This is a genomic window from Neoroseomonas soli, from assembly GCF_018129065.1.
Taxonomy (GTDB): domain Bacteria; phylum Pseudomonadota; class Alphaproteobacteria; order Acetobacterales; family Acetobacteraceae; genus Neoroseomonas; species Neoroseomonas soli.
On sequence record NZ_JAAEDM010000048.1, the window covers coordinates 21058 to 37415 of the forward strand.

The 16358-nt window shown below is 70.7% G+C and carries 15 protein-coding genes; 8 read left to right on the forward strand and 7 right to left on the reverse strand.

The window, feature by feature from the left end:
* Positions 1–37 precede the first annotated feature (37 nt).
* The 3 genes from lepB to era all read left to right on the forward strand — a co-directional run bounded on the left by lepB (position 38) and on the right by era (position 2539).
* Positions 38–790: a signal peptidase I gene (gene lepB / locus GXW76_RS16290; RefSeq protein ID WP_211863149.1), complete on the forward strand. Its 753-nt coding sequence runs from the start codon at positions 38–40 to the stop codon at positions 788–790.
* Positions 791–974: 184 nt separating this feature from the next.
* A complete protein-coding gene (rnc, locus tag GXW76_RS16295) occupies positions 975–1643 on the forward strand; it encodes a ribonuclease III (protein ID WP_211863150.1) in 669 nt (222 codons plus the stop codon).
* Positions 1640–2539: a GTPase Era gene (gene era, locus GXW76_RS16300; protein WP_211863151.1), complete on the forward strand. Its 900-nt coding sequence runs from the start codon at positions 1640–1642 to the stop codon at positions 2537–2539. Before rnc ends, era begins: the two co-directional genes overlap by 4 nt.
* Before the next feature lie 42 nt (positions 2540–2581).
* Here the strand turns inward: era and GXW76_RS16305 are convergent, their stop codons facing one another.
* The gene (locus tag GXW76_RS16305; protein ID WP_211863152.1) at positions 2582–3556 is read right to left on the reverse strand and encodes a Bug family tripartite tricarboxylate transporter substrate binding protein; all 975 of its coding nucleotides are present in this window, start codon (positions 3554–3556) and stop codon (positions 2582–2584) included.
* A gap of 156 nt (positions 3557–3712) precedes the next feature.
* On the opposite strand from GXW76_RS16305, the gene recO reads away from it, so the two are divergent.
* Together recO and parC are read left to right on the forward strand one after the other, a co-directional pair.
* Positions 3713–4450 (forward strand): DNA repair protein RecO, encoded by a 738-nt coding sequence (recO, locus tag GXW76_RS16310; protein WP_211863153.1) that lies wholly within the window; start codon positions 3713–3715, stop codon positions 4448–4450.
* Positions 4451–4484: 34 nt separating this feature from the next.
* Positions 4485–6716, forward strand: coding sequence for a DNA topoisomerase IV subunit A (gene parC / locus GXW76_RS16315; RefSeq protein WP_211863154.1), 2232 nt, complete (start codon positions 4485–4487; stop codon positions 6714–6716).
* Between the two features lie 101 nt (positions 6717–6817).
* On the opposite strand, the gene GXW76_RS16320 is transcribed toward parC, so the two are convergent.
* Together GXW76_RS16320 and tyrS are read right to left on the reverse strand one after the other, a co-directional pair.
* Positions 6818–7840 (reverse strand): LLM class flavin-dependent oxidoreductase, encoded by a 1023-nt coding sequence (locus GXW76_RS16320; protein WP_211863155.1) that lies wholly within the window; start codon positions 7838–7840, stop codon positions 6818–6820.
* Positions 7841–7928: 88 nt separating this feature from the next.
* Positions 7929–9155, reverse strand: coding sequence for a tyrosine--tRNA ligase (gene tyrS / locus GXW76_RS16325; protein ID WP_211863156.1), 1227 nt, complete (start codon positions 9153–9155; stop codon positions 7929–7931).
* A gap of 128 nt (positions 9156–9283) precedes the next feature.
* Between tyrS and GXW76_RS16330 the strand changes: the two genes are divergently transcribed.
* Positions 9284–10378: an anhydro-N-acetylmuramic acid kinase gene (locus GXW76_RS16330; protein ID WP_211863163.1), complete on the forward strand. Its 1095-nt coding sequence runs from the start codon at positions 9284–9286 to the stop codon at positions 10376–10378.
* Positions 10379–10463: 85 nt separating this feature from the next.
* Positions 10464–11597 carry a site-2 protease family protein gene (locus GXW76_RS16335; protein WP_246514439.1) on the forward strand — a complete coding sequence of 378 codons (1134 nt, stop codon included), beginning with the start codon at positions 10464–10466 and terminating at the stop codon, positions 11595–11597.
* A gap of 250 nt (positions 11598–11847) precedes the next feature.
* On the opposite strand, the gene GXW76_RS16340 is transcribed toward GXW76_RS16335, so the two are convergent.
* The 4 genes from GXW76_RS16340 to GXW76_RS16355 form a co-directional block, all read right to left on the reverse strand.
* A complete protein-coding gene (locus tag GXW76_RS16340; RefSeq protein ID WP_211863157.1) occupies positions 11848–12321 on the reverse strand; it encodes a CAP domain-containing protein in 474 nt (157 codons plus the stop codon).
* Positions 12322–12657: 336 nt separating this feature from the next.
* The gene (locus GXW76_RS16345; protein ID WP_211863158.1) at positions 12658–13557 is read right to left on the reverse strand and encodes a dihydrodipicolinate synthase family protein; all 900 of its coding nucleotides are present in this window, start codon (positions 13555–13557) and stop codon (positions 12658–12660) included.
* A gap of 73 nt (positions 13558–13630) precedes the next feature.
* Positions 13631–14599, reverse strand: a complete 969-nt coding sequence (locus tag GXW76_RS16350; RefSeq protein WP_211863159.1) for a tripartite tricarboxylate transporter substrate binding protein — start codon at positions 14597–14599, stop codon at positions 13631–13633.
* A 237-nt stretch (positions 14600–14836) separates the two neighbouring features.
* Entirely contained in the window at positions 14837–15505 is a 669-nt protein-coding gene (locus tag GXW76_RS16355; protein WP_211863160.1) for an alpha/beta hydrolase, read from the reverse strand.
* A 391-nt stretch (positions 15506–15896) separates the two neighbouring features.
* Between GXW76_RS16355 and GXW76_RS16360 the strand changes: the two genes are divergently transcribed.
* Positions 15897–16358, forward strand: a 462-nt coding sequence (locus GXW76_RS16360) for an Rrf2 family transcriptional regulator (protein WP_211863161.1), incomplete at its 3' end; no start/stop codon positions are given.

Consider the following 16358-nt stretch of genomic DNA (forward strand, 5'->3'; position numbering starts at 1 on the left):
CGCAACCCCCTCCCCAGGCCGTCGAAGCACTCATCCCATGGCGAAGAAGAAGTCCGGCGGCTGGCTGGAGAGCGTCAAGACCATCCTCTATGCGGCGCTGATCGCGATCGGCATCCGCACGGTGGCCTTCGAGCCGTTCAACATCCCCTCCGGTTCGATGATCCCGACGCTGCTGGTGGGCGACTACCTGTTCGTGTCGAAGTATTCCTACGGCTATTCGCGGCATTCCATGCCGTTCAGCCCGAACCTGTTCCAGGGGCGGATCTTCGGCTCCCTGCCGCAGCGCGGCGACGTGGCCGTGTTCAAGCTGCCGCGGGACGGCGCGACCGACTACATCAAGCGCATCGTCGGCCTGCCCGGGGACCGCATCCAGGTCCGCAGCGGCATCCTGTACGTGAACGGGACGGCGGTGCGGCGGGAAGCCCTTGGCCCCTACACCGTGGAAGGCGACGGCCCGCGCATCACGGTCCGCCGCTACCGCGAGACGCTGCCCCCCGAGAACGGCCGCCCCGGCGTGACGCACGAGATCCTGGAAGCCACCGACGACGGCCCCTTCGACAACACGGTCGAGTTCCGCGTGCCGGAAGGCCATGTCTTCGCCATGGGCGACAACCGCGACAACAGCCTGGACAGCCGGGCGATGAACGCGGTCGGCTTCATTCCCGTCGATAACCTGGTCGGCCGGGCGGAATTCATCTTCTTCTCGGTCGACGGCTCCGCCGCGTGGTGGGAGGTCTGGGGCTGGCCCTTCGCCATCCGCTGGAGCCGGCTCCTCTCCGCCGTGCGATGATGCGACGGCCGCCTTCGGCGCCCGTCCGGGACTGTGTCGAGCCTCAGGCGCCCGCACCCGCAGGCTTGGCTGGCGCGTCCTGCACTGCTCTGCCGGGTGCGAATGCCGGGCTCGGCGCGGTCGCGCTGCGCGCCCGCGGCCCGAGGCATGGCCTCGGGCCGCCGGGTTGGGATAGGGGAGGGGCATGAGCCCTATCGAGGCACGCCTGGGCCACACCTTTGCCGATCCGGCGCTGCTGGAACGGGCGCTGACCCATCGCAGCGCGGCCGATGCACGCGCCGGGCAGCTCGATTCGAATGAGCGGCTGGAGTTCCTCGGCGACCGCGTGCTCGGGCTGGTGATCGCGGAATGGCTGTCCGACCGCTACCCCGAGGAGCGGGAGGGGAACCTGACGCGCCGGCTATCGTCCCTGGTGGCGTGGGAGACCCTCGCCAAGGTGGGGGATGCGATCGGCCTCGCGGAAGCCATCCGCATCCCGCCGGGCGAGGAGCGCGCCGGGCTGCGCGCCCGCCAGACGGTGATGGCCGATGCGGTCGAGGCGCTGCTCGGCGCCGTCTATCTCGATGGCGGGCTGGAGGCGGCGCGGCAGGTGGTGCGCCGGCACTGGGCCGCGCTGCTGGATGCGGCGCCGAAGCCGCCGGTCTCGGCCAAGAACCGGCTGCAGGAATATACGCTCGGCCGGGGGCTCGGCCTGCCGGTCTATCGCCTGGTCTCGGCCGCCGGGCCGTCCCACGCGCCATTCTTCGTCGTCGCCGTCGGCGCGGCGGGGCGGGAGGCGGAAGGCTCCGGCGACAACAAACGCGCGGCCGAACAGGCGGCCGCCGAAGCCTGGTTGGCAGGGGTGACGTCATGAATCAGGGAACCCGCTGCGGGCTGGTGGCGATCGTGGGCGCGCCGAATGCCGGCAAGTCCACGCTGGTGAACCGGCTGGCCGGGACGAAGGTGACCATCGTCTCGCCCAAGCCGCAGACCACGCGCTTCCGCATCCGCGCCGTGGTGATGCATGAGGGCAGCCAGATCATCCTGGTGGACACGCCCGGCATCTTCGCCCCGCGCCGGCGGCTGGACCGTGCCATGGTCGCCGCCGCCTGGGGCGGCGCGCAGGATGCCGATGTGACGCTGCTGGTGGTCGATGCCCGCGCCGGGCTGACCGACGCCGTGCGCAAGATCGCCGAGGGGCTGGCGAAGTCCCGCGTGCCGATCTGGCTGGCGCTGAACAAGACCGACCTGATCGCGCGCGAGCGGCTGCTGCCGCTGACGGCGGAACTCAACGCCATCCTGCCCTTCGTCGAGACCTTCATGATCTCGGCGGAGAAGGGCGACGGGCTCGACCGGCTGCAGGCGAAGCTGGCGGAGGCGATGCCGCCGGGGCCGTATCTGTTCCCCGAGGACGAACTCACCGACCTGCCGAACCGGATGCTCGCGGCCGAGATCGTGCGGGAGCAGATCCTGCGCCAGACGCACCAGGAAGTGCCGCACCATGCTTCCGTGGAAACGGAACAGTGGACGGAGAATGACGACGGCTCGGTGCGGGTGGACTGCACCATCTACGTCTCCCGCGCGACGCAGAAGGCCATCCTGATCGGCGACAAGGGCAGCCGCATCCGCGCCATCGGCCAGAGCGCACGGATCGAACTGACGAAGCTGCTGGAACGCCCCGTGCACCTGTTCCTGAACGTCAAGGAACGCGTGGGCTGGGACGAGGAACGCGCGCGCATCCGCGCGATCGGGCTGGAGGATGCGGGGTGAGCGGGCGCCCAGGCCGGATCAGGGCCTGGGCGCCGCCGCCCGTCAGTCGGCCGAAGCGCCGGTCAGGCGCACCAGTTCCTCCATCAGCGCGACGTCGCGGCGCTGGATGTCGGCCAGTTGCTCGGGGCCGCCGCCGACCGGCAGGTAGCCCAGCCCTTCCATGCGCTGCCGGACCTCCGGCGCGCGCACGCCGGCCGCGATGGAATCGGACATGACCTGGATGATGTTCGCGGGCGTGCGCGCCGGGGCGAAGATGCCGATCCAGCTGTTGAAGGCGTAGCCCGCCACGGTATCGGAAATCGGCGGCACCTCGGGCAGCGCCGGCATCCGTTCGGTGCGGGTCACGCCGAGCGGGCGCACCTGGCCGCTCTGGATGAAGGACATGGTTTCCGCGAGGGGCGAGAAGACGAGGTCGAGCCGCCCGGCGACGAGGTCGGCCATGGCAGGCGCGCCGCCGCGATAGGGGATGTGCGTGAAGGTGACGCCGGCCTTCTGCTCGAACAGCGCGGCGGCAAAATGCTGCGTGCCGCCGACGCCGCTGGTGCCGAGGTTGATCTTGCCCGGATTGGCGCGGGCATAGGCGATGAGTTCGGCGATGCTGCGGATCGGCAGGGATGGCCGGACCACCGCGACCGCCGCGCTGACGAGCACGAGCGAGACCGGCGCGAAGTCGTTGACCACGTGGAAGGGCAGGTTCCGGTAAAGGAACTGGTTCGTCGCATGCGTGCCGACGGAGGCGACGACGTAGGTGTAGCCATCCGGCGCGCTGCGCGCGACATGCTCGGTCCCGATGTTGCCGGCGCCGCCGACGCGGTTCTCGACCACGACGGGCTGGCCGAGCGGGCCGCTGATGGCGTTCGCGACCAGGCGCCCCGAGGTATCCGTGCTGCCCCCGGCGGCGAAGCCGACGATGAAGCGGATGGGCCGGTCCGGGCGCCAGGGGCCCTGGGCAGCGGCTGGGAATGTGGTGAGCAGCGGCACGGTGCCGAGCGCGCCCAGCAGGGTGCGGCGGTCCATTGGTGTTTCCTTTCCCGGTCGGCGGCGCCGTCGAGGGCGCCGCGATGCGCGGGCAACGAGCCTCAGCCGGGAATTCTTGTCAAACCGCTCGCCGCCCGCATGCGATGCGCTATGAGGGAATCGCATGCCGAGCATCACCTCCCACTGAGCCGCAGGATGGAGTGGTCCGCACCTGCCATTGTCCTCGATGTCCGCCCCTACGGGGAGGGCGCGGCGATCGTCACCCTGCTGACGGAGGAGCATGGGCGCCATGCCGGCCTGGCCAAGGGCGGCGCCTCCCGCGCGCAGTCGGGCCTCTGGCTGCCGGGAAACCTGATCGAGGCGCATTGGGTCGCGCGGCTGGCGGACCAGCTCGGCGCCTTGACCGGGGAGATGGTCCACCCGGCCGCGGCGCTGGCCATGGAGGACCCGCTCGCGCTGGCGCTGCTGTCCTCCGCCTGCGCCATCGCGGCCGATGCCCTGCCGGAACGGGAACCGCATCCGCAGGCCTTCCATGCCCTGGTGTCGCTGATCGGCCACCTCGCCGGCGGGGCCGAGGGCGTGATGGCCGACTACATCCGGTGGGAGGCGCTGGTGCTGGCCGAACTCGGCTATGGCCTGGACCTTTCCGCCTGCGCGGTGACCGGCGCGCGGGACGGGCTGACCCATGTCTCCCCCCGCACCGGCCGCGCGGTCTGCGCGGCGGCGGCGGCGCCCTATGCCGGGCGGCTGCTGGCCCTGCCGGGCTTCCTGCTGGACGGCGGCGACCCGGGCGATCCCGCCGCCTGGGACGCCGGATTGCGCCTGACCGGCCATTTCATGGAACGCGACGCCTTCGGGGCCCGCCACCGCCCGGTGCCCGAGGCGCGGCACCGCCTGGCCGACCGGGTGGCGGCGATGGCCGCGCCGGTGTAAGCCCACCGCTTGAGAACGAAGCGCGAATCAATCCATGCCTGACGATGTGAAAGACCTGCCCGAGGGCGGTGCCACGCGAGAGACGAAACTCGCCGACGCGCTGTCCGAGCGCTACCTCGCCTATGCGCTGTCCACCATCACCGCGCGGTCCCTGCCGGATGTGCGCGACGGGCTGAAGCCCGTGCATCGCCGGCTGCTCTGGGCGATGCATCAGTTGCGGCTCGATCCCGCCGCCGGCTTCAAGAAGTGCGCGCGCATCGTCGGTGACGTGATGGGTAAGTACCATCCGCACGGCGACAGCTCGATCTACGAGGCATTGGTGCGCCAGGCGCAGGAATTCGCCGCGCGCTACCCGCTGGTGGAAGGCCAGGGCAACTTCGGCAACATCGACGGCGATAACGCCGCGGCCATGCGCTACACCGAAGCGCGCATGACCGAGGTCGCGCAGGCGATGCTGGAAGGCATCGAGGAAGACGCGGTCGATTTCCGCTCCACCTATGACGGCGAGGAACGCGAGCCGATCGTCCTGCCGGCTGCCTTCCCGAACCTGCTGGCGAACGGCGCGGCGGGCATCGCGGTGGGCATGGCGACCTCCATCCCGCCGCACAATGCGGGCGAGCTGTGCGACGCCGCGCTGGAACTGGTGCGCAACCCGGATGCTTCCACGGGCGACCTGCTGAAGCACATCTCCGGCCCGGATTTCCCGACCGGCGGCGTGCTGGTGGAACCGGTGGACTCCATCCGCGATGCCTATGAGACCGGCCGCGGCGGCTTTCGCGTTCGGGCGAAGTGGGAGCGTGAGGCGCTCAAGAACGGCACCTGGCAGATCGTCGTCACCGAGATCCCCTACCAGGTGCAGAAGGCGAAGCTCATCGAGCAGATCGCGCAACTGCTGGAGGAGAAGAAGCTCCCGCTACTTGGCGACGTGCGCGACGAGAGCACCGACGTCGTGCGCCTGGTGCTGGAACCGAAGTCCCGCACCGTCGAGCCCGCCGTGCTGATGGAGACGTTGTTCCGCGCCACTGCGTTGGAAAGCCGCTTCCCGCTCAACATGAACGTGCTGGATGCGGAGCGCACGCCGCGCGTGATGGGCCTGCGGGACGTGCTGAAGTCCTGGCTCGACCACCGGCATGTCGTGCTGGTGCGGCGGACGGAGCACCGGCTCGCCGCCATCGCGCGGCGGCTGGAGATCCTCGAAGGCTACCTGATCGTCTACCTCAACCTCGACGAGGTGATCCGCATCATCCGCAGCGAGGACGAGCCGAAGCCCGTGCTGATGGCGACCTTCTCGCTGAGCGATCTCCAGGCGGAATCCATCCTCAACATGCGCCTGCGGAGCCTCCGCAAGCTCGAGGAGATGGAGATCCGCAAGGAGCACAAGAAGCTCAGCACCGAACAGAAGCGCCTCCAGGGCCTGCTGAAGTCCGAGGGCAGGCGGTGGGAGGCGATCGCCGAGGAGATCGCCGCGACGCGCGCGAAGTTCGGCGACGGCGCCCTCGGCAAGCGGCGCACCGAGACCGGCCGCGTGCTGCCTGCCGTGCTGGTGGACGAGACGGCGTTCGTGGAACGCGAGCCGATCACCGTCATCCTCTCCGAGAAGGGCTGGATCCGCGCGCAGAAGGGCCACATCCCGCTCGACGGCGAGATCCGTTTCAAGGAAGGGGACAGCCTTCTCGTCGCGCTGCATGCGGAGACGGTCGACCGTATCGTGGTCTTCGCCACCAACGGCAAGGCCTACACCATCAAGGCGGACGTCATCCCGCGCGGCCGCGGCGACGGCCAGCCCGTGCGCCTGATGGTGGACCTGACCAACGAGGATGCGGTCGTCGCGATGTTCGTCCACCGGGAGGGCGAGCGCTTCCTCGTCGCTTCCTCGGACGGCAAGGGCTTCATCGTGAAGGGCGAGGACCTGCTGGCGGAAAAGCGCACCGGCAAGCAGGTGCTGAACGTCGATGCGCCGACCGAGGCCGCACTCTGCGTGCCCGCGGATGGCGACACGATTGCGGTGATCGGCGAGAACCGCAAGCTGCTGGTCTTTCCGCTCGAGCAGGTGCCCGAAATGACGCGCGGCCGCGGCGTGCAGTTGCAGGCCTATCGCGACGGCGGGCTGTCGGACGCGAAGGTGTTCAGGCGCGCCGAGGGCCTGACTTGGGTGCTGGGCGAGCGGACGCGGACGGAAAACGACCTGCGGCCATGGCTCGGCAACCGCGCCGGTGCCGGCAAGGCGCCGCCGAACGGGTTCCCGAAGGGGAACCGCTTCGAGTAACGCGCGGCGGGCCTGGTGCGGGTGGCTCGGCGCAGGGGGCGATCGACCAGCCCTGCGCCGTGGTCACGCGCTCGTCGGGGATGGTGGGTTCCCAGCCCCAGTCACCGCCACCCGAGGGCCGGCGCGACCTGGGTCAGGATCGCCTCGATGACATGGGCGTTGTACTCGACGCCGAGCTGGTTCGGCACGGTCAGCAGCAGGGTGTCGGCCTCCGCGATGCCCTCGTCCTGCGCCAGTTGCTTCACCAGAAGCCCGGGCTCGGCGGCGTAGCTGCGGCCGAAGATCGCGCGGGTCTTCTCGTCGATGAAGCCGACCTGGTCGTCCTCCTGGTTCCCGTGGCCGAAATAGGCGCGGTCCCGGTCGTCGGTCAGCGCGAAGATGCTGCGGCTGACCGAGATGCGCGGCTCGCGCGCATGGCCGGCGGCTTTCCATGCCTCGCGGTACTTGCGGATCTGCTCGGCCTGCTGGACGTGGAAGGGGCGGCCATCCTCGTCGTCCTTGAGGGTCGAGCTTTGCAGGTTCATCCCCTTCTCGGCTGCCCAGACCGCCGTGGCATTGGAGCCGGCGCCCCACCAGATGCGGTCGCGCAGCCCTTCGGAATGCGGCTCGAGGCGCAGCAGGCCGGGCGGATTCGGGAACATGGGCCGCGGATTGGGGCGCGCGAAGCCTTCGCCGCGCAGCACGTCGAGCAGGATCTCGGCGCTGTGGCGGGCCATGTCGGAGTCGGTCTCGCCCTCGGCCGGGCGGAAGCCGAAGTAGCGCCACCCGTCAATCACCTGCTCGGGGGAGCCGCGACTGATGCCGAGCTGCAACCGCCCGCCGGCGATCAGGTCCGCCGCGCCCGCATCCTCGGCCATGTAGAGCGGGTTCTCGTAGCGCATGTCGATGACGGCCGTGCCGATCTCGATGCGGCTGGTCTTCGCGCCGGCGGCCGCCAGCAGCGGGAAGGGCGAAGCGAGCTGGCGGGCGAAGTGGTGCACGCGGAAATAGGCGCCGTCAGCGCCCAGTTCCTCGGCCGCGACGGCCAGGTCGATCGATTGCAGCAGCGCATCGGCGGCCGAGCGTGTCTGCGAATGGGGCGAGGGCGACCAATGGCCGAAGGACAGGAAGCCGATCTTCTTCATGCGCGAAGTATAGCATCGGGCGCGCACCTCGGCTCGGCGCCACGCGCTGCCCGGGGATGGGTGGCGGCCGGACTCCCGGCCGCCCGGTTCACCCCGCCCGCACCAGCACGTGCCGCTTGCGGCCGGCCGAAAGCTTCGCAGCCCCGTCGTGCAGGTCGTCCGAAGTCACGCTCAGCGCGGCGTCCGTGACCACCATGTCGTTGAGGCGGATGCCGCTTTGTGTGATCAGCCGCCGCGCCTCGCCCTTGCTGGCCGCGAGGCCCGCCTGTACCGCGAGGTCCACCACGGGGGAGGGCAGGGCCGCGACGATCGTCGGCAGCGTCTCGGCGGCGACGCCCGCCTCGAAGGTCGAACGCGCGGTCTCGGCCGCAGCCTCGGCCGCCGCGCGTCCGTGCAGCAGCGCGGTCGCCTCGGTGGCGAGCACCTTCTTGGCCTCGTTCACCTCCGCGCCCTGCAGCGCGCCGAGGCGCCGGACCTCCTCCATCGGCAGTTCGGTGAACAGGGCCAGGAAGCGGCCGACATCCGCGTCCTCGGTGTTCCGCCAGAACTGCCAGTAGTCGTACGGCGATAGCCGGTCCGGGTTCAGCCACACGGCGCCCGCCGCCGTCTTGCCCATCTTGGCGCCGGAGGCGGTCGTCAGCAGCGGCGTGGTCAGCACATGCGCGTGGCCACCCGCCATGCGGCGGATGAGTTCCGCGCCCATGACGATGTTGCCCCACTGGTCGGACCCGCCCATCTGCAGCACCGCGCCGTGGCGGCGGTGCAGTTCCAGGAAGTCGTAGGACTGCAGCAGCATGTAGTTGAATTCGAGGAAGGAGAGCGAATGCTCCCGTTCGAGCCGCAGCTTCACGCTGTCCATGGTCAGCATGCGGTTGACGCTGAAGTGGCGCCCGACATCGCGCAGGAAGGGGATGTAGCGCAGCTCGTCCAGCCATTCGGCGTTGTCGAGCATCATCGCGCCGGCCTTGAAGTCGAGCAGCGCGTCGAAGGTGCGGCGGATGCCGGCCTTGTTGGTTTCGATGATCTCCTCGGTGAGGAGCTGGCGCGCCTCGTCCTTGCCGGAGGGATCGCCGACCTTGGTCGTGCCGCCGCCGATCAGCGCGATCGGCTTGCCGCCGGTCTTCTGCAGCAGGCGCAGCAGCATGGTGGGCAGCAGGTGGCCGACATGCAGGCTGTCCGCCGTGCAGTCGTAGCCGATATACGCGACGAGCCCGCCCTTCAGCAGCGCGCCATCCAGTTCCGCCTCGTCCGAGGTCTGGTGGATGTAGCCGCGTTCCTTGGCAATGCGCAGGAAGTCGCTGTTGGGGCCGCTCATCGTCTCGCCTTGGTTCTCGTCACTGCCCGGCCCGGATTGCCGCCCCGTTGGGGACGCCGAACCCGGCCATTGGGGTTCTCCGGGGGCTTTCGCCGGAAAGGCAGCGGGGCTAGCACGTCAGGCGCATGCTGAGAACCATCGGGCTGATGAGCGGCACCTCCCTGGACGGGGTGGACGCCGCCTACCTGGAGACGGACGGGGAGCAGATCGGGCGCCTCGGCCCGCGCCTGACCCTGCCCTATGATCCTGGCCTGCGGCGCCTGCTGCGCGGCCTGCTCGACCGTGCCGAGACCCTGGCCGAGGACGATCCGGAGCTGCTGGAGGCCGTCGCCCGCCTGACCGACCGCCATGCCGAGGCGGTCGAGGCGCTGGGGCTGGAGGCCGACCTGATCGGCTTCCACGGCCAGACCATCCTGCACCGCCCGCCGAAGCCGGGGAGCAACCACCACCCCTTCACCTGGCAGGTCGGGGATGCGGTCGCCTTGGCGCGGCGCACCGGCATCACGGTGGTCCACGACTTCCGTTCGGCCGATGTCGCGGCGGGCGGGCAGGGGGCGCCGCTGGTGCCGGTCTATCACCGCGCGCTCGCCGCGCCGCTGCCCAAGCCGCTGGCGATCCTGAACCTCGGGGGGGTCGGCAACGTCACCTGGCTCGGCCCGGATGGGGAGATGCTGGCCTTCGACACCGGCCCGGCCAACGGTCCGCTCGACGACTGGGCGCGCAAGCACACGGGCAAGGACTACGACGCCTCCGGCAGGCTGGCCCTGGCGGGGCAGGCGGATGGCGCGGTGCTCGGGCGGCTGATGGCGCACCCCTACCTCACGGAGCCGCCGCCCAAGTCGCTCGACCGGCTGGATTTCGACCGTGCGCTGAAGGAGGCGGGGGCGGCGGAACTCTCGGCCGCCGATGGGGCGGCGACGCTCTGCGCCTTCTGCGCCGTCTGCGTCGCTGCCGCGGCGCGACTGTTTCCGGAACCGCCGATGCAATGGCTCGTCGCCGGCGGCGGGCGGCGCAACCCGGCGATCATGAAGGCGTTGCAGGGCGCGCTCGAGGAACCCGTCCGCCCCGTCGAGGTCGCCGGCTGGGACGGGGATGCGCTGGAAGCCCAGGCGTTTGGCCTGCTCGCTGCCCGCGTGGCGCGCGGACTGCCAATCACCTTCCCCGGCACCACCGGCGCGCCGAGGCCGCTCAGGGGCGGGCGGATCGTCGGCGCGTTGCTCTGAACCGCGCGCGGCGGGCGGCCGTGCCCGCAGCGATGGGTGGGATGCCCGACGCGCCCACCCGTGCGAGGATCGCGGCAGGCGAGGCATGACCGCGACCCGCATGGCGGGGCGGGGCATGGCCGCGACGCGGCAGGAGCAAGGCATGGGCTGGTCCTTCCCCATCGGCACGGTGCGCGGCACGGTCATCCGCATCCACGTCACCTTCTTCCTGTTGCTGGCGTGGATCGGCGCGTCCCACGCGACGCGTGGCGGGCTGCCCGATGCGCTGGCCGGCATCGCCTTCATCAGCCTGGTCTTCGGCTGCGTGGTGCTGCACGAACTCGGCCACGCGGCCGCGGCCGCGCGCTACGGCATCGCCACGCCGGACATCACCCTGCTGCCGATCGGCGGCATGGCGCGGCTCGACCACATCCCCGAGGAACCGTGGCGGGAAATCGCCATAGCGATCGCCGGCCCGGCGGTGAACGTGGCGATCTGCCTGGTGCTGGCTGCGGTGCTCGGCGGCATTCCCCCGGCGCAGGAGGGGCTGACGGTGGAGGACCCGCGCGCGGGCTTCCTGCCGCGCCTCTTCTGGGTCAACGCCTTCCTGGTGCTGTTCAACCTGATCCCAGCCTTCCCGATGGATGGCGGGCGGGTGCTGCGCGCGGCGCTTGCCCTCCGCATGGGCCACAGGGAAGCGACGCGGACCGCGGCACGCATCGGGCAGGGGGTGGCCTTCGCGCTCGGCATGCTCGGGCTGTTCGGCGCGCCGCTGCTGATCTTCATCGCGCTCTTCGTCTATCTCGGCGCGGCGGGGGAGGTGGCGGAGGAAGACCTGCGCGTCGCCACCCGCGGCCTGGCCGCCGAGGACGCGATGGAAACCCGCTTCGAGGCCCTGCCGCCCGAAGCCGACATCGGCGCCGCGGCCGAGGCGCTGCTGCGCACCCCGCAGCAGGATTTCCCGGTGGTGGACGGGGCGGGCCGGCTCATGGGGCTGGTGACGCGGGACGCCATCATCATCGCGCTGCGCCAGTCGGGGCCCGGCGTGCCGGTGGCGGATGCGATGCGCGACATCCCGCGCATCGGCCGCCGCGTGGCGCTGAACGACGCGCTGCTTGCGCTCTCGCGCGACGGCGGCGCGCCGGCGGTGGCGGTGGAGGACGAGGCCGGGCAACTCGCCGGCCTGATCACGCCGGCCAACATCGCGGACCTGATCGCGGTGCGGGCGCCGGCAGCCTAGAGCAGATCCCGATCAGGTGGACTCACCTGATCGGGTGAAGATGCTCGCAAGAACAAAGGCCTGGAGCGGTGTTCGTGAGCCGAGGCGAACGGAAACCACTCTAGTCGCCTGGTTCCGAAGTCCTGCGGACATCGCGCTCAGGCCACCGGCCCTTGTTTTCGGTGGCCTGCCTGTCCGCTCAGCCCGTTGGAAATACAGCGAACTTCGCGGGCAGGGCACAAGGCGGCGCCGGGAGGACCCCGCCGCGGTCTCAGCGCGGCGCGGCGAGCACCAGCGTCCAGAAGCGGCGCGGGATATTGCCCGCCATCATGCCGGGACCGTCGGCATAGCCGACGCCGACCTGGGTCACGTCGTCGGCGAGCAGGTTCTCGCGGTGGCCGGGGCTGTAGACCCAGCCCATCACCGCGTCCTGCACGCCCATGTACCCGGCGCCGACATTCTCCCGGTAGGAGCGCCAGCGGTAGCCGGCGCGGGTGATCCGCAGGCCGGCGTCGCTGCCGTCGCTGCCGGAATGGCTCATGCGGTTGTGGTTCAGCATGTCGCGGGAATGGAGTTGCGCGGCGCGGGACAGCCGACCCTCCAGGCGCAGCGGCGGCCGGCCCTGGCTCCTGCGGAATGCGTTGACCTCCTGGAGCACGGCTTCGTCGATCCCTCCCTGCCACGCCCTTGCCGGCATCGTGACCGCCGAGGAGATGAGGCCGAGGAGGAGGGCCCGTTTCTTCATTCCGCTACCCTGGACATGTCTGCCGCGGAGGGATCGCCCGCGCTCCGGTGCTCTTCGCATCGCCGGCGCGCGGTCACCATGGATTCGCTGCCGCCGGTTGCATCACGTCCGCGTGGTCTGGTCCGGCAGGGTGATGAACCGCGGGCCATGCCGCGCGCGGCACGAATCCCGCCCGTGCGGTGCCGCCCTGACCGGAACCGCGTGCGGCCTCACACCGCCGGGCCGTGCCGATGATCCCATCATCGGCACGGCGAACGGGATGGCGCACGGGGCTGGTGGGGCGACCGCGCGCGAAACGAAGACCCCGATGCCGGTCAGCGGAAAGGCCGACCGGCATCAGCCGCCGAGGGAAGGCAGTCCGCGCCCGAGCCTCTCGAGGATGTCCGCCCCCAGCGGATGCGGCTCCAGGCAGGGCCTGCGTCCATGCGGCGGCGCAATCCCCGCGCGCTTCGCGAAGAACGGCTTGCCGTAGGCGGCGAAATGCTCCGCCGTGCGGGGCATCATCATGAAGGTCGCGAGCGGCAGGACGCCGCGGTGCAGGGCTTCGGCGCCGTCCTCGTCGCCCGCATCCATCAGGTCCCAGATACGCGCCTGCACGTCCGCCACGTCCGGCGCCGGGATCATTCCCGCGCAGCCGATGCGGTGCGTGTCCGTCAGTTCCAGCCCGGCCAGCCCGTTGAAGATCGCGAAGGCGCCGTCGGTCTCCTCGATCAGCCGCTTCACGTAGAGGATCGGACCCTCGCCCTTCATCATGCGGAAGTGCGGATGCGCCCGGTTCAGCGTGCGCAACGCGGAGGTGGACAGCGCCACATCCATCATCGAGGGATTGTTCTGCGGCCCGCAGGGGATGGTGACGCCTTCCGCCAATGCGCCCATGAACCGCACCAGCGCGGCCTCGTTCATCCCGGCGATCTGCGGCGGCTGCAGGATCAGCCAGGCGGCGCCGGCGGCCTCGGCGGCACGCGCCACCTCGAGCGCGGCGGCGACGCCGGCCTCGTTCACCGTCACCGCCACCGGCACGCGGCCGGCCACGTCCTCGAGCACCCAGTCGATGATCGTGCGGCGTTCGACGAGCGTCAGCTTGTGGAACTCGGTGACCAGGCCGAGCACGGCGATGCCGTGCGCCCCGCCGCGGATGCAGGCCTCGACCTGTGCGCGCATGGCGGCGCGGTCGAGCCGTTCCTGCTCGTCGAAGAAGGCATAGAGGATCGGCCAGACGCCGCGGAACGCCGTCATGCCGCGCCCTCCTTCCAGGCTTCGCGGGCGGCAGGATCCCCGCCGTCGCCGGGTGGCTGCGGGGATCGCATGCTCACTCCCTCCAGGGATGCTGCGCCCACAGCGCCTCGTAGCGCGCCTTCAGGGCATGCAGCTCGGCGCGGTAGGGCTCGGGGGCGAGGAAGCGCAGCGGCAGGGTCTGCTGCACCGCGAGCGCCTGGAACTCCGGGTCCTCCACCGTGCGGCGGACCGAGAGGGCGAGGCGTTCCAGCACTTCCGGCGCCATGCCGGCGGGGGCGGCCATGCCGCGCATGGAACCCTCCACCACGTCGACGCCCAGGTCCTTCAGCGTCGGCACCTGGGCGGCGGGCTCCCAGCGCGTCATGCCCATCTGCGCCAGCGGCCGCAGCATGCCCTGGCGCCATTCGTTCATGCCCTCGGCCATGTTCATCACGGCGAGCGGGATCGCGCGCGAGAGCAGGTTCTGCTTCACCTGCGCCGAGCCTGCGAAGGGGATGTGCAGGAACCGCGTCCCGGTCGCGCGCTCGATGGCGAGGATCGCCAGGTGGTCGTCCGAGCCGATGCCGGTGGTGCCGTAGCCGATCGTCGCCGGCCTTTCGCGCGCGGCGCCGAGCAGGCCGGCGAAGTCGCGGATCGGGCTGTCGGCCAGCACCCAGAGCCCGCCCGGATCGTCCACGATGTTCGCGATCAGCGCGAAGTCCTCCAGCTTGAACCGGGCGCGGCGCTCGATCGGGATGGTGACGATGGTGGGCGTGTTGATGAAGCCGATCGTGTAGCCATCGGGCCGCGCGCGGGCGAGTTCGGAGAAGCCGATCTCCCCGCCCGCGCCGGGACGGTTCAGCACCACCACCGGTTGGCCGAGGTCCTTCTCCATGAAGCGGGCGATGGTGCGCGCGGCGGTGTCGGTGCCGCCGCCGGCGGCGAAGGCGACGATCATGGTGATCTGCCGGTCGGGCCTCCAGCCCGCTCCCTGGGCGTGGGCGTGGGCAAGGGCGGGCGCGGCGAGGGCGGTGGCGATCAGGCCACGGCGGGACGCATGCATGCTGGGTGATTCCTCCCGGTGTCGTTGCCGGGAGCATGCATGGCCGGGAGGCCGGCGAAAAGCCGCCGCGACATGTGATGTGGGTCGCTGCGGCATCCGGCTGGGGCAGGCAACGTCTCCGCCCAGGTTCCCGAGCAGGCGCGGCTCCCCGGATGCGGGTGGCCGGCGCCGGACATGCGAAGGGCCGCCGGAATGCCCGGCGGCCCCTCTCAAGGCTTTCGTCGTAGCGTCGGCCGGTCAGTCGGCCGCGAGCGCCATCCGGCTGCGGTTGAGCACGCCCATGACGTGGTCCTCGGCCGCGTCGACGACCTTTTCCGTCTGCTCGGGCGTGAAGACGTGGCCCGCGCCCGGCATCACCCGGTAGTCGATGGTGATGCCCTTCTGCGTGTTGAGCTTGTCCACGAGCTTCCGGACGGAAGGCTCGGGCACCAGTTCGTCGTCCGCGCCGTGGAAAATCAGCCCGTTGCAGGGGCAGGGGGCGAGGAAGCCGAAATCGTAGTGGCTCGCGGGCGCGCTGATGGAGACGAAGCCGCCCATCTCCGGCCGCCGCATCAGCACCTGCATGCCGACATAGGCCCCGAAGGAGTAGCCCGCCACCCACAGCATGGACGCGTTGGGGTTCACCGCCTGCAGGAAGTCCAGGCCCGAGCAGGCATCCGCCACTTCCCCGATGCCGCCGTCGTAGCGGCCCTGGCTGCGGCCGACCCCGCGATAGTTGAAGCGAAGGACGGAGAAGCCCATCGCCTGGTACCGCTGGTACAGCGAGTAGGTCACCCGGTTGTTCATGGTCCCGCCATGCAGCGGGTGGGGGTGGAGGATCAGGGCCACCGGGGCATTGGATCGCTTCGAGTGATGGTATCGTCCCTCGAGCCGGCCATCCGGCCCGGCGAACATGACCTCGGGCATCGTGCGTTCAGTCCAATGCGCTATGCGGCAGACCGCCCCTTCCCGTGCCCGCCCCTTTCAGGGCCTGGGTCCGGATGGGCGGCGGTCGCCGCAGTTTGGGGAACCTCGCCTAATGGGCGCGGGGGGCGCCCCTTCACGGAATGACGACCGGCAGGCGCATTTGTTGACCGCGCCAGTCGGAAATCCTAGCATGAATTCCGCCCGCGGCGCCGCGCGATGCGCAGAACGCCGACAGAAGGAAGGCCATTCCATGGTGCCCCGAGGGAGGTTCCCGTGTCCCGGGGCGACGGCACTATAGGGAGCCGGGTTCGGTTTTCATAACAGAATCACGACAGGATCCCCATGTTCGGCATGATGACCAGGGATGCGAGGAAAGCGGAGTAGCTAAGTCATGCGCTTGTCTACCCGAGGTCGCTACGCCGTGATGGCCATGGTGGAAATGGCGGCGCGCGAGGCCCGTGCCGGCGAGGGGTGCATCGGCGGCAGGCCGGTCACGCTCCACGACATTGCCACCGCCCAGCACCTGTCCGTTGCCTATCTCGAGCAACTTTTCGGTCGGCTGCGCCGCGCGGGCCTGGTCGCCTCCGCCCGCGGGCCGGGGGGCGGCTACCGCCTCGCGCGCCCGGCCGCCGAGATCCCGATCGCCGCAGTGGTCGAGGCCGCGGACGAGCCCATCGTCGCCACCCGCTGCGAGGAAGGCGGTCCGGGCTGCCTCGCTGGCGAGCGCTGCCTGACCCACGACCTCTGGGCCGAACTCGGCGACCAGATCCGTCTTTTCCTGAGGGGCATGACGCTTGCCGACGTGGTGGGCGGCAAGGTCACCGGCCGCGCCCGCGCCCCCGCCGCGCCCGAG